General features: G+C 73.3%; 13 protein-coding genes and 1 pseudogene. 5 read left to right on the forward strand and 9 right to left on the reverse strand.

All coding sequences use genetic code 11. The features are described 5' to 3' along the window. Positions 1–119 precede the first annotated feature (119 nt). A complete protein-coding gene (locus tag ACSMXR_RS05010) occupies positions 120–884 on the forward strand; it encodes a HEAT repeat domain-containing protein (protein WP_473172340.1) in 765 nt (254 codons plus the stop codon). Here the strand turns inward: ACSMXR_RS05010 and ACSMXR_RS05015 are convergent. Next, positions 828–2,096, reverse strand: a pseudogene (locus tag ACSMXR_RS05015) (hypothetical protein); the annotation flags it as partial. The gene ACSMXR_RS05010 and the pseudogene ACSMXR_RS05015 sit on opposite strands and share 57 nt — an antisense overlap. 257 nt (positions 2,097–2,353) lie before the next feature. Continuing rightward, positions 2,354–3,157: a LysR family substrate-binding domain-containing protein gene (locus ACSMXR_RS05020; protein WP_473171310.1), complete on the reverse strand. Its 804-nt coding sequence runs from the start codon at positions 3,155–3,157 to the stop codon at positions 2,354–2,356. Between the two features lie 58 nt (positions 3,158–3,215). Between ACSMXR_RS05020 and ACSMXR_RS05025 the strand changes: the two genes are divergently transcribed. Next, positions 3,216–3,617, forward strand: a complete 402-nt coding sequence (locus tag ACSMXR_RS05025; RefSeq protein WP_030088390.1) for a DUF5997 family protein — start codon at positions 3,216–3,218, stop codon at positions 3,615–3,617. A gap of 62 nt (positions 3,618–3,679) precedes the next feature. On the opposite strand, the gene ACSMXR_RS05030 is transcribed toward ACSMXR_RS05025, so the two are convergent. The 5 genes from ACSMXR_RS05030 to ACSMXR_RS05050 all read right to left on the reverse strand — a co-directional run bounded on the left by ACSMXR_RS05030 (position 3,680) and on the right by ACSMXR_RS05050 (position 8,347). Continuing rightward, positions 3,680–4,219, reverse strand: a complete 540-nt coding sequence (locus ACSMXR_RS05030; protein ID WP_381853067.1) for a hypothetical protein — start codon at positions 4,217–4,219, stop codon at positions 3,680–3,682. A gap of 159 nt (positions 4,220–4,378) precedes the next feature. After that, positions 4,379–4,876, reverse strand: a complete 498-nt coding sequence (locus ACSMXR_RS05035) for a peptidylprolyl isomerase (protein WP_364889029.1) — start codon at positions 4,874–4,876, stop codon at positions 4,379–4,381. Between the two features lie 74 nt (positions 4,877–4,950). Continuing rightward, a complete protein-coding gene (locus ACSMXR_RS05040; protein WP_137232236.1) occupies positions 4,951–6,120 on the reverse strand; it encodes a serine hydrolase domain-containing protein in 1,170 nt (389 codons plus the stop codon). 135 nt (positions 6,121–6,255) lie between these two features. Then, positions 6,256–6,831 carry a histidine phosphatase family protein gene (locus ACSMXR_RS05045; protein WP_030088384.1) on the reverse strand — a complete coding sequence of 192 codons (576 nt, stop codon included), beginning with the start codon at positions 6,829–6,831 and terminating at the stop codon, positions 6,256–6,258. Between the two features lie 61 nt (positions 6,832–6,892). Further along, complete coding sequence (locus tag ACSMXR_RS05050; protein WP_473171311.1) at positions 6,893–8,347, reverse strand: aminotransferase-like domain-containing protein; 1,455 nt, start codon at positions 8,345–8,347, stop codon at positions 6,893–6,895. On the opposite strand from ACSMXR_RS05050, the gene ACSMXR_RS05055 reads away from it, so the two are divergent. Then, complete coding sequence (locus ACSMXR_RS05055) at positions 8,346–9,413, forward strand: DMT family transporter (protein WP_473171312.1); 1,068 nt, start codon at positions 8,346–8,348, stop codon at positions 9,411–9,413. The genes ACSMXR_RS05050 and ACSMXR_RS05055 overlap by 2 nt on opposite strands. Before the next feature lie 69 nt (positions 9,414–9,482). Next, positions 9,483–9,692 carry a DUF1918 domain-containing protein gene (locus ACSMXR_RS05060; protein ID WP_137232233.1) on the forward strand — a complete coding sequence of 70 codons (210 nt, stop codon included), beginning with the start codon at positions 9,483–9,485 and terminating at the stop codon, positions 9,690–9,692. 60 nt (positions 9,693–9,752) lie between these two features. Here ACSMXR_RS05060 and ACSMXR_RS05065 read toward each other — a convergent pair whose 3' ends face one another. Next, positions 9,753–11,105 (reverse strand): glycoside hydrolase family 10-like protein, encoded by a 1,353-nt coding sequence (locus ACSMXR_RS05065; protein ID WP_473171313.1) that lies wholly within the window; start codon positions 11,103–11,105, stop codon positions 9,753–9,755. 200 nt (positions 11,106–11,305) lie between these two features. On the opposite strand from ACSMXR_RS05065, the gene ACSMXR_RS05070 reads away from it, so the two are divergent. Beyond that, complete coding sequence (locus ACSMXR_RS05070; RefSeq protein ID WP_018515303.1) at positions 11,306–12,166, forward strand: 3-hydroxybutyryl-CoA dehydrogenase; 861 nt, start codon at positions 11,306–11,308, stop codon at positions 12,164–12,166. Between the two features lie 124 nt (positions 12,167–12,290). Here ACSMXR_RS05070 and ACSMXR_RS05075 read toward each other — a convergent pair whose 3' ends face one another. Continuing rightward, positions 12,291–12,821, reverse strand: coding sequence for an NUDIX domain-containing protein (locus ACSMXR_RS05075; protein ID WP_473171314.1), 531 nt, complete (start codon positions 12,819–12,821; stop codon positions 12,291–12,293). Between the last annotated feature and the right edge of the window lie 81 nt (positions 12,822–12,902).

Genomic DNA, 12,902 nt, shown 5'->3' on the forward strand with positions numbered 1-12,902 from the left:
GCGAGCCCGAGGGGTCCGGCGGTTCCGAGGGGGCCCGGGCTGCCATCCGCTCCGGCGAGGAAGGGCCGTGAAGCGTGCTGATCGGTGAGGTCGCGCGGCGGTCCGGGGTCAGTGCCCGGATGCTCCGGCACTACGAGTCGCTCGGTCTGGTGCGGCCCTCGGGCCGCACCGGGTCCGGCTACCGGGAGTACTCCGGGGCGGACATCCAGCGGATCTTCCATGTCGAGAGCCTGCGGGCGATGGGGCTGTCGCTGCGCGAGGTCGGGCGCGCTCTCGACGATCCCGGCTTCACCCCGTCCGCGCTCGTCGACGACCTCATCCGCCGGACGCGTGAACGCATCGCGGCGGAGACCGAGTTGCTCACGCGGCTGCGCCGGGTCCATGCCACGGATCCGGCCGGCTGGGAGGACGTCCTCCAGGTCGTCACGCTCCTGGGCGCCCTGGGGTCGAAGAACGCCGACGCACGCCAGCGCGCGGCCCTCACCCCGGTCGCCGAGGTTCCGGTGGAGGCCCTGGCCGAGGCGGCGCTCGGCGAGAGCGACCCGAACGTGGCCGGGGCCCTGCGATGGGCGCTGGCCCGGGCGGGCGGCGGCGGCCCGGCGCTGCTGGCCCGGGGGCTCGGCTCACCGGAGGCCGCGGTGCGGGAGCGTGCCGTACGGTCGCTCGCCGAGATGCCCGGCGGCGAGGCCACCGCGCTGCTGCGGGACGCCCTCGCGCACCCCGATGCCGTGGTCCGCGGCCACGCCGCTCTGGCGCTCGGGACACAGGGCGAGGCGGACGCGGTCCCGGAGCTCGTCGCCATGGTCGTGGCCGGAAGGAACGACGCCGACCGCGCCGTCGCGCTGACCGCCGCGTACGTTCTCCGGCTCCGCGAGGTCGGGTGACGGCCCTCGCCCGGACACGGGGGCGGGTGCGGCCTGCCGGTCCAGGAGCAGCGGGACCGCCAGGACGGGCAGCAGCCAGACGAACACGATGAGGCGGTGGCCGAGGAGCTGGTCGAGGTTGGGGTGGCCCGCCTGGTTGAGGAGGCCCGCCGCTCCCGCCGCCAGGGCCACGGGCAGCACCACGGAGCGCCGCCGCAGCAGCGCCCAGGCCGAGAGCGCGAGCAGAACCGGAAGGACCGGGTAGGTGGCCTGCCGCCGGAGCCACGCCGTCCAGAAGACCCGCTCCTGGACGAAGAACTCGGGCCAGGGGTCGGGCAGATCGGGGCGCTGGTAGTGGTGGGTCAGCAGATCCTGGGCGCTGTCCTGACCCATGGGCCAGGACAACAGATGCGCCCCGGCGTAGACGACCGCCGCCAGCACCCCGCACAGTCCGGCCGCCCGCAGTACGGGAGTGGGCCGCCGCCGCTTCAGACGCAGCCACCCGGCCCAGGCCAGGAAGACGCCCGCGAGAGCGGCTGCCAGCAGCAGTGCCTGCGAGTACCGGACGAGGAACATCAGGGCCAGGCCACCCGCGACGAGCGCCGCGCCGGTGCGTGGCCGGTCCCGCAGCAGCAGGACGCAGCCGAGGAGGACCGCCGTACCGAGCGCCAGGGAGAGCCCGTCGCTCAGGGGGTTCATCGCGACGGTGCCGGTGGGCAGGGCCAGGTACAGGGCCTGCCCGGCCAGACCGGCGCGCCGGGAGGCGCCCGCGGCACGGAGGGTGAGCAGCACGCAGACGCTTCCGGCCAGCGCGACGACGAGCCCGGCGAGCCAGAGGCCCCAGGTGGCGCCGAACACGGTCACGAAGGGGACCAGGAACAGCGGATAGCCGGGCCGGGCCTCGAAGATGGCCATGAACCGCTGGTTGGCGAACGGGGCGGTCATCCCGGACGTGTTGCCGTGGCGGGACCAGTACGCGACCGAGTCGGTCAGCCGGAGCACGCACTGTTCCTCCGACTCGCCCGCGGCCTTCCGGCTGGTCCAGGGGATGGAGTCCAGGGGCCCGTGCTGCCCGCTGGCGCAGGAGTGGCCGATGGCCCGGCGGCCCGCTTCCGCACGGCTCTCGCCGCTCAGACTCAGGGCGTAGGAGAGGTAGTTCTTCGTGTCGGGCGAGGCTCGTCCGGTGACCGCCGTCAGCTGGAGTCCGGCGAAGGCCACGGCGATGAGCAGCATCCCGACGAGCCCGAGATCCCGGGTTCTGCGCGCGCCCGGCAACGGTCTGCGGGTGCCCGGCAACGACGTGCGCGGGCCCGGCGAAGGGCTGCGGGTGCCCGGCAGCAGACCGTGGGTGCTCTGCGACGGGCTGCTGCCGGTGTTCGGCATCGGTCGGCGGATGTTCGGCATCGGACGGACGCTCCCCTGCATACGGCGGTTGCCCGGTCAACGAGGCAACCGCCGTGGGGTGGCGTTACGGTGCGGATCCGGACGCGCTACCGGCCCCGCGGCTTTCCGCGCTTGCCGCTCTGGCCGCCGGTCCGGCCTCCCGACTGCGGCTTCCTGCCCGCCGCGGGCTTGTTCCGGGCGCCGCCCGATCCGCCGCCCGTGCCGGCCGCCCGACTGCTCCTGGCCTTGTCCTTGGCCTTGTCCTTCGCTTTTTCCTTGGCCTTCGCCGGGGCGGCCGCGCGGCCCCGGGTGCTGTTGACGGTGCGCCCCCGGACGATCCCGATGAACTCCTCCACCAGGTCGGGGGTTTCCTCCGCCTGGGGCCAGGACAGGGCGACGCGCGACTCGGGGGCGTCCGGGACCGGGCGGTAGGTGAGGTCCTTGCGGTGGTGGAGGCGGGCCAGGGACTGCGGGACGAGGAGGACGCCCACGCCCGCCGCCACCAGCTCGATCGCGTCCGCCGTGGTCGCCGGGCGCTCGACGGCGGGGCGGCCGGGCAGGGTCTCCCAGTCGAGGACGTCGTCCAGCGGGTGCAGCACGATCTCGTCGGCCAGCTCGGCGAGCGCCACCTCGTCGGCGGCGGTCACGACATGGTCCTTGGGGATCACGACGACGGTCGTCTCGGTGTAGAGCGGGATCGCGCTCAGGACGTTCCGGTCGACCGGGAGCCGTACGAGACCGGCGTCGGCGCCACGGCCCGCCAGCAGGTCCGGCGCCTCGGCGGCGGTGGCCTGGACGAGCTCCAGGGAGGTGTCGGGCAGCCGCTCGCGCCAGACCCTCACCCACTTGGTGGGCGTCACGCCGGGAACGTACGCGAGCCTGAAGGATGAGGGGATGTCCGAGCCTGTCACGGAACCAGGCTACCGGTCGGTGGTCGGAGGTATGTCCCATGGTCGATACCCTGGACCCATGACGTCGCACAAGACCGCCCAGACCATGAAGCCCGCCACGGCGGCGAAGAAGCTGGGTGTGTACCTCCAGGCCACCCCCGCCGATTTCCAGGAGGGTGCCGTCTCCCGCACCGAGCTCAACGCCCTCCAGACCGACCCGCCCGCCTGGCTGGTGGAGCTGCGCCGCACCGGTCCGCACCCCCGCCCGGTCGTCGCGTCGAAGCTCGGCATCTCCATCGCGGGGCTCGCCCGCGGCGGGGTCACCGAGCCGCTCACGACCGAGCAGATCGACGCGCTCAAGGACGAGATGCCCGAGTGGCTCCAGAAGGAGCGCGCCACGCAGGCCGAGGTGCGCAAGGAGGCCGCTCGTATCAAGGAGCGCAACGCCGAGCGGGCCGCGCAGTCCGGCGACCAGCAGTAGGTCCCCGGCCCGCCGTCAGGGAGTCCGGCGTTCAGTGGCCCGGCGGCCGAACGGACCCGCCGTCAGGGCCTACGGCCCCGGCCCTGCGGAAACTCGCCGAGGCTGACCGCACGGTGAATCGTCTCGGCCAGTTCTCGCGCGTCCTCGGTGAACGTGTCGACCCGGATCTTCCGCGCGCTCCGCAGTTCGATGGCGAAGCGGAAGCCCATTCCCCGGGCCTCGGCCAGCGGGCGCCCGTCCTCGGCCGAGGCGGACCCGATCCCCTCGATGTCCGTCCAGGGAATCAGGGTGGCGGTGCCCGCGATCCGGTGGGTCAGCCCCCGCTCGTGGACGTCGAAGGACTGTTCCCGGGTGCGCAGGGCCTGCATGAGGCGCCAGCCGCCGAGGCCCAGCCCGACCAGCCCCACCCCGAGGAGCAGACCCGCCAGTTCGGGCGCGCCGTCGGTGGTGCCGATGGAGGCGATGGTCACGGGCACCCCGAAGGCGAGGCCGACGACACCGGTGACCAGCAGGGCGCCGGCCAGTCGTAGCCGTCTGCTGCCGTCGGTGCGGTGTTCGCGGACGAATCCGCCGAGCTCTCGTGCGGCTTCGGTACGTCGCATCGCCGTTCCCCCCGTCGTGGACATGTCGCATACTGCCCGATCGCGGGGGCGGGCACCACGGAAACGGCCGGAACATGCCGCGGGCCCGCGGCCGGCCGTTCCGCCGACGCGTACGTCGGGGAACGGCCCTGCCACGGGCCCGTCGGGCGACCGGGTCGGTCAGAGAACGCCGGACTCGGCGATGGTGACCTTGGCGCTGGTGCGGCCGCTGCCGGAGCCGAGGGCCTCGATCTTGCGGACCAGGGCCAGGCTGTCCTCGTCGGCGACCTCGCCGAAGACCACGTGCTTGCCGTCCAGCCACGGGGTGAGCACGGTGGTGATGAAGAACTGCGAACCGTTGGTGTTCGGGCCGGCGTTGGCCATCGAGAGCAGGCCGACACGGTCGTGCTTGAGCTTGAAGTTCTCGTCGGCGAACTTCTCGCCGTAGATGCTCTTGCCGCCGGTGCCGTCACCGCGGGTGAAGTCGCCGCCCTGGAGCATGAAGTCCGTGATGACGCGGTGGAAGGACGAGCCGGCGTAGCCGAAGCCCTTCTCGCCGGTGGCGAGCGCGCGGAAGTTCTCCGTCGTCTTGGGGACGACGTCGTCGAACAGGTTGAACGTGATCCGCCCTGCGGGCGCGTCGTCGATGGTGATGTCGAAGTAGACCTTGGTTGTCATGGTGACATCCTCACATTCCTGGCAACCGCAGGTGAAACCCGGGTTGGGTCGGCACGTCGGATGTCCGGATCCGCTCACCCTCCGGCGGCCCCCCGACGGGCCGCGTACACGGCGTTCACCAGGGCCGTCTTGCGCGGGTCGTCGGCGAGCCGGGAGCCCATCCGGTTCATGACGTAGCCGAGGGCGATTGAGGCATCCGGGTCGGCCAGCCCGCAGGAGCCGCCCGCGCCGTCGTGGCCCAGCGCCCGCGGGTCGGGGCCGTACGAGCGGTTCGCACCGCTCAGCCAGAGGCCGAGGCCGAGCTCCGTCTCGTGGGCGAAGCCGTCGCCGAGGACGAGGTCGCGGCAGGCCCCCTGTCCTTCGCCGACGCGGGCGGCGGCCTTCTCGGAGAGGATCCGGCGGCCGTCGAGGCTGCCGCGTCCGGCCAGGATCCCGTAGAGCGCGGCGATCGCGCGGGCGGTGCCGTGGCCGTTGGCGGCGGGGATCTCCGCGGCGCGCCAGGCGGGGGTGTTGGCGGCGGCCCGGCCGGTGGGCGGGTTGAGCAGGGAGGCGACGGCGACCGGGGTCATCCGCTCCAGGAGGGCCGCCTGGGCGGCCCGGTCGGGGCGTTCCTGGACGAGTTCGGCGAGCCGGTGGGTCTCGCTCTCCGGGAGGCCGAAGGTGAAGTCGATGCCGAGCGGGCCGGTGATCTCCTGCCGGAGGAACGCCCCGGGCCGCAGCCCGGTGATCCGGCGGACCACTTCGCCGACGAGGAATCCGTAACTGATCGCGTGGTAGCCGGAGCGGGTTCCGGGCTCCCACCAGGGTGCGGTGGCGGCGAGCCGGGCGCAGGCCGTCTCCCAGTCGTACAGCTCCTCCAGGGTGAGCGGGGTGTCGGGCCCGGCCACTCCGGAGCGGTGCGAGAGGAGGTGGCGTACGAGGACGGATTCCTTGCCGTTAGCGGCGAACTCCGGCCAGTAGGCGGCGACCGGGGCGTCCAGATCGAGCAGGCCCCGGTCGGCCAGGACATGGGCGCAGAGCGCGGTCGGGCCCTTGCCGGTGGACCAGACGTTGACCACGGTGTCCCGCTCCCAGGGGCGGGTGCGGGCGGCGTCGGCCCAGCCGCCCCACAGGTCGACCACCGGTGCGCCGTCGACCAGGACGGTCACCGCCGCGCCCAGTTCGCCGCGGTCGGTGAAGTTCTCCTCGAAGGCGTCCCGGACCCCGGCGAACCGGTCGTCGCAGTGGCCGTGGATCTGCGGCACGGGGCCTCCCTCGTGGTGGACGCGGCTCCGGCGGCGGACACCGGAACCGGATGCCCCGCAACGTACCGACTGGTCGGACCGGAGGGAAGAGCGGATGGCCGGAGGGAGGCGCGGCGGTGGGCGGTGCCGCGCGGGTCAGCGGATGCCCGCCTCCAGGCTCAGGCTCCAGCGGCCCGGCAGTCCGGTCAGCGTGATGGTGGACAGTGGGCGGACGTCGACGTTCCAGTACGCGGAGGGCGGGGCGTTGAGGGCGTAGACGAGGGCCGCCCGGATCACGGCGGGTTCGGCGACCGCGACGACGAGGCCGTCGTCGGCCGGGCGGGTGTCCAGCCAGCCGCCCACCCGCCCGATGAAGCCGAGCATCGACTCGCCGCCGTGCGGGGCGCTGCGCGGGTCGGCGAGCCAGAGGTCCACGGCGGCCGGTTCCCGGGCGGTGACCTCGCCCAGGGTCAGTCCGCGCCAGCGGCCCATCTCCCAGTCGCGCAGGGCCGGTTGAGCCATCGGCGCGAAGCCGAGGGCGTCCCCGGTGGCGCGGCTGCGCGGGGTGGGCGAGCAGTAGCGCAGCTCGGCGGCGGCGAGCGGGACGAGCGTGTGGGCGACGAGCTGCACCTCGTGCCAGCCGGCCTGATCGAGCGGCCGGTCGTCGTCGAAGCGTTCGGCCAGCCGGGAGGAGCTGCGCGCCGCTGCGACCAGGGAGACCCGAAGCGTCATGGCGGGATCGTGAGGCCGAACGCCTGTTTGGTCAAGAGGGCCTGTGCGGCGGGTGCCGCGTTCAGCTGTCCGGGAGGCCGTCGAAAGCGGTACGGAGGCGGCGGACGCCCTCCGCGATCTCGGCCGCTCCGGAGACCCCGGCGAAGCTCAGGCGGATGTGTCCGGCCGGGGGTTCGGCGCAGAAGTAGGGGCGGCCGGGGGCGACGGCGACCGAGGCGCGCAGCGCGGCCGAGACGACGGCCGGCTCGTCGGCGCCCCCTCCCGCGCCGCCGCCCGGGAGCCGGAGCCAGAGGCTGCCGCCGCCCGCCGGGAGGTGCGGCAGCGTCAGTTCCGGCAGCTCGCCGCGGATGGCCGCCGCCATGGTCGTACGGCGGTGCCCCAGCTCGGTGGCGACGGCCGCCAGGTGACGGCCCCAGGAAGGGGAACCGACGAGTTCCAGGGCGGCTTCCTGGAGCGGGCGGGGTACGAAGAAGCTGTCGACGACCTGGATGGCCCGCAGGCGTTCCAGCACCGGGCCCCGGGCGGCCAGGGCGCCGACCCGGAGGCTGGGCGAGGTGACCTTGGTCAGCGAGCAGACATGGACGACGACGCCGTCGGGATCGTCGGCGGCCAGCGGCGCGGGGAGCGGTCCGGAGTCGTCGTGGACGAGCCGGCGGGCGAAGTCGTCCTCGACCACGAACGCCCCGGCCGCACGGGCGATGGCCAGGACCTCGGGGCGGCGGGCGGGCGCGAGGGTGGCCCCGGTGGGGTTCTGGAAGAGCGGCTGGGTGACGAAGACCCGGGCGCCGGTGGCCCGGAACGCGTCGGCGAGCAGCTCGGGGCGGACCCCGTCGGCGTCCATCGGCACCGGGACGGGGCGCAGTCCGGTGGCGCGGGCGGCGGCGAGCATCCCGGGGTAGGTGGGCGACTCCACGAGGACCGGGGCGCCCGGCGGGGCGAGCGCGCGCAGCGCGGTGGCCAGGGCGCTCTGGCCGCCCGCGGTGATCAGGACGTCGGCGGCGGAGACCGCGGGGCCGATCTCGCGGGCGAACCAGGACCGCAGTTCGGGCAGCCCGTCCGTCGGGGGGCGGCCCCAGGCGCCCGGCCGGCGGCCCGCGCGGGCCAGGGCCGCGGAGAGCGCCCGCTCGGGCTGGAGCGAGGTGTGGAGGTAGCCGCCGTTGAACTCGATGACGCCGGGCGGCGGCGCGGCGAGGGTGACCAGGACCCCGGAGGCGTCGACGGTGCGCGGCACCACCTCGGGCCCGCCGTCGCCGCTCAGCGACACCTCCTGCCAGGACGTGTCGCCCGGGGCGGGCAGTTCGGTGCGGGGGTGCGCGCGGAAGGCGCCGGAGCCGGGGCGGGTCGTGACGAGCCCCTCGGCGGCGAGCTGGGCGATGGCGCGGGAGACGGTGACGGGGCTGACCCGGAACCGTTCGACGAGCGTACGACTGGACGGCAGCTTTCCACCCGGTGAGTAGCGGTTGAGCTCGGCCCGCAGGGAAGTGACCAGTTCGGCGACGCTGCTACGCTCTTGCATGAGAGCACAGGATAGCGCTACCCCGCCTTCATTGATAGCGGTCGCCGAGTCGGCCCCCGCCCCTCGAACCGCTTCCGCGACCACGGCGAACACGGCCCGGAGCACCGCCCCGAGCACCGCCCGGAACGCGGCCGGGAGCACATCGGCGAGCCGCCGGACCGCGCCCGGGCCCTCGGCCGGCCGGGGCGGCACCGTACTCGCCGGGCTCGGCGTCGTGGCGTTCTCGCTCACCTTCCCGGGTACGGCCTGGGGCCTGGAGAGCTTCGGCCCCTGGTCGCTGGTCGCCCTGCGCAGTGTGCTCGCCGCCCTGATCGCGGGCGGTGTGCTGCTGGCCGGGCGGGTGCCGCTGCCCGAGCGGCGGCACCGGGCCGGGCTCGCGGTCGTCGGGGGCGGGGTGGTGGTGGGCTTCCCGCTGCTGACGACGCTCGCCCTGCAGACCTCCACCACCTCGCACGCGGCCGTGGTCGTGGGCCTGCTGCCGCTGACCACGGCGGCGCTCGGGTCGCTGCGTACCGGGGAGCGGCCGTCGCGCACGTTCTGGGTCGCGGCCCTCGCCGGGGCGGCCGTGGTGATCGCCTTCACCGTGCAGCAGAGCGGCGGGGCGCTCGCCTCCGGCGACCTGTATCTGTTCGGCGCACTGCTCGTGTGCGCGGCCGGATACACCGAGGGCGGCCGACTGGCCCGGGAGATGCCGGGGTGGCAGGTGATCGGCTGGGCCCTGGTCCTGTGCCTGCCGCTCGCGGTGGCGGGCAGCCTGGTCGCCCTGCCGCTCGAACCCGTGCACCTGAACGCCCACGGCGTCATCGGCCTGGTCTGGGTCGCCGCCGGATCGACCTTCCTCGGGCTGTACGTCTGGTACCGCGGCATGGCGGCGATCGGGGTCGCCCGGGCCAGTCAGCTCCAGCTCGCCCAGCCGCTGCTGACGCTCGTGTGGTCCTTCCTCCTGCTCGGCGAGGAGATCTCGGCGGCGGCCCCGGTCGCGGCGGTGGCCGTGCTCGTCTGCATCGCCGCCACCCAGCGGGCCGGCCGCCGCGCAGGACGGGAATCCCGGACCGTACGGTCATAGACTTGTCGACACGGACACCGTGACGCGTCGACACGGACACCGTCTCCCCCTGTGAGGAGGTCGCTCCCGATGGAGGCACACACGGGCGACCGGCTGCTGGTGCACGGCAGGACCGTGGGACAGCACGACCGGGTCGCCGAAATCATCGAAGTACTCGGTGACGGGGGCGCTCCCCCGTACCGGATCCGCTTCGACGACGGCCACGAACACCTGATGTCACCCGGCCCCGACAGCGTCGTCCAGCACAGCGACGTACCGAAGGACGGTCAGCCGCAGTAGGAGCGCGCCGGGCCGGGACCCGCACACCGGATCCCGGCCCCGCCGGCCCCCGCCCCCTCCTCAGCCCCCGGATCGCCCCGAAGGACGGCCGTGGTGCGGATAGGTGCGGCCCCGGTCCGGATAGAGCCGGACCCGGTCCGTGTAGTGGTCGGCCACCACGCGCCGCATCGCGCCGATCCGGTCCGCCATCACGCTCTTCCCCGAGAAGAACACATGGCCGCCCACCTCCTCGTACCCCCGGGCGAGGGTGAGATGGCGGGACAGCTCCGCCGGGTCCTGCCAGGCAGCTGCCTGGGCGGGGTCGCCCGCCTTGTACAGCGCCTCGCCCACGTACAGACCGACGCCCGTGCCCCGCACGGTCTCGCTCCACCAGGCGAGGACCTTCGCGTAGTCGGCGGCGGTCTGGCCGATGTGCCAGTAGATCTGCGGGCAGATGTAGTCGATCCACCCCTCGCGCACCCACTTACGGGTGTCGGCGTGCAGGTCGTCGTAGGTCTGCACGCCCGCCCGGGTGTCCGAACCCAGCGGATCGGTCTCCTTGTTGCGCCAGACCGCGAAGGGACTGATACCGAAGCGGACGTGCGGCTTGATCCGCCGGATCCGCTGCCCCGTCTCGCGCACGAGCCGGTCGATGTTGTCGCGCCGCCAGGCCGCCCGGTCCGCGAAGCCGCCGCCGTACCGCTCGAACGCGGCATCGTCGTCGAAGGACTGCCCTGCCACCGGATACGGGTAGAAGTAGTCGTCCCAGTGCACCGCGTCGATGTCATAACGGCGCACGGCGTCCAGCATCGCGTCCTGGACGAACCGGCGAACCTCCGGCAGCCCGGGGTTGTAGTAGAGCTTCCCGCCGTACGGCACGGTCCAGCCCGGGTTCAGCCGGGCCGGGTGGGAGGCGACGAGGCGGGTGAGGTCCGTGTGGTTCGCCACCCGGTAGGGGTTGAACCAGGCATGCACCTCCAGACTCCGGTCGTGCGCCGCGCGCACCGCCGTGCCGAGCGGATCCCAGCCCGGGTCCTCACCCTGCCTCCCGGTGAGACAGTCGGCCCACGGCTCGTACGGCGAAGGCCACAGGGCGTCGGCGGTCGGCCGGACCTGGAGCATCACCGCATTGAGCCGCAGCTCGACCGCCCGGTCCAGATACGCGAACAGCTCGGCCTCCTGCCGCACCGCCGTGAGGCCCGGCTTCGAGGGCCAGTCGATGTTGGCGACAGTGGCGATCCACATGCCGCGCAACTGCCCCGGCACCGCCCCCGGCCGCCCGCCGCCCCTCCTCCCCCCGGCCGGAGAGCTTCCCCCCGCCGGGGACGTTCCCCCCGCCGGGGAGGCCACCGCGTCACCGGCCGTCGTCATCGCCGCCAGCAGTCCGGCCGCGCTCAGCACGAAGGCTCTCCTGGCCACACCCGTACGCCGCATCCTGGTCCACCTCTCTCACCCTGTCCCGCACCCGACTCCGATAGCTCTACGTAACCGCATCCTTCCCACCCGTAGCCTCCGTGACCCGCGGGACGTCCGCGTCGGCATTCGGAGTAACGTCGTGGGGTCGAGGCGGGCACCGGAATCACACGGGACCCTGCGATACGGAGAACAGCGAAAGGCACGAGGTGACGGACTCTATGGCCGACATTGCACGCGTCGGAGTGGTGGGCTGTGGCCAGATGGGCGCAGGTATCGCGGAGGTGTGCGCGCGCAGCGGCCTCGAAGTGAAGGTCGCCGAGACCACCGGCGAAGCGCTGGAGATCGGCCGCACCCGTCTGCACAACTCGCTCTCGAAGGCCGCCGAGCGCGGCAAGATCACGGCGGAGGAGCGGGACGAGACCCTCGGCCGGCTGAGCTTCACGACCGATCTCGGGGAGTTCGCCGACCGCGATCTCGTCATCGAGGCCGTCGTGGAGAACGAGCAGGTCAAGACCGAGATCTTCCAGGTGCTGGACCAGGTGGTGACCCGGCAGGACGCGATCCTGGCCTCCAACACCTCCTCGATCCCGCTGGTGAAGCTGGCCGTCGCCACCTCACGCCCGGACCGGGTCATCGGCATCCACTTCTTCAACCCGGCCCCGGTGCAGAAGCTCGTCGAGCTGATCCCGGCGCTGACCACATCGGACGAGACCATCAAGCGCGCCGAGGCCGTCGTGCAGGACGTGCTCGGCAAGCACCCGATCCGCGCCCAGGACCGGTCCGGCTTCGTCGTGAACGCGCTGCTGATCCCGTACCTCCTCTCCGCGATCCGGATGTTCGAGTCGGGCATCGCCAGCCGCGAGGACATCGACAACGGCATGGAGATGGGCTGCGCCCACCCGATGGGGCCGCTGAAGCTCGCCGACCTGATCGGCCTCGACACCGTGGCCTCGGTCGCGGACTCGATGTACGCCGAGTACAAGGAGCCGCTGTACGCCGCTCCCCCGCTGCTCCAGCGCATGGTCGACGCGGGCCGCCTCGGCCGCAAGACGGGGTCGGGCTTCTACCCGTACGCCTGAGGTCCCCGTACGCCTGAAGTCCGGTACGCGCGAGCCCCGTACGCTCGCGTCCCGTACGGCTTTCGCTGTCAGGAGCCGGTCCCGGTCACCCCGGGGCCGGCTCCTCGCGTGTGCGGACCAGGGGTCAGCCCAGTCTCAGGTGGTGCAGCATCAGCAGGGCGGCCGCCATGTTCGCGGCGGGCACCTCGCCCCGGGCGATCATGTCCGGGACCACCTTGAGCGGTATCCACTCACGGCGTGAGGACTCGAAGGCGTCCGTGGGCTGCCCCGTCCAGTGCGCCTCGTCGGACCAGTAGAGGTGGTGCCGGGCGTCGGTGAGGCCGTTCGACGGTTCCACGGTGAGCAGCGGGCGCAGTTCGCCGGGGCGCCAGCCGGTCTCCTCCTCCATCTCGCGGGCGGCCGCCGCCGCGATGTCCTCGCCGTCCTCGACGACGCCCGCGGCCAGCTCCCACCCCCAGCTGTCGGTGATGAACCGGTGCCGCCACAGCAGCAGCACCTCGTTCGCCTCGTTGACGACGGTGGCGGCCGCGACGGGTCGCAGCCGGATGACGAAGTGGTCGAGACGGCTGCCGTCGGGGAGCTGGACGTCCGCCAGATTCACCCGGAACCACGGGTTCTGATACACATTCTGTTCGCTTAAGTTCATCCACTGCACGGTTGTGCCACCTTTCGACATGTTGGGGTCAACATGCCAGCAGGCTCGGCCGCGGTGGTGAACGAAGGGCGGGGCGTCGGT

This window comes from Streptomyces sp. DSM 106670 (assembly GCF_055792845.1).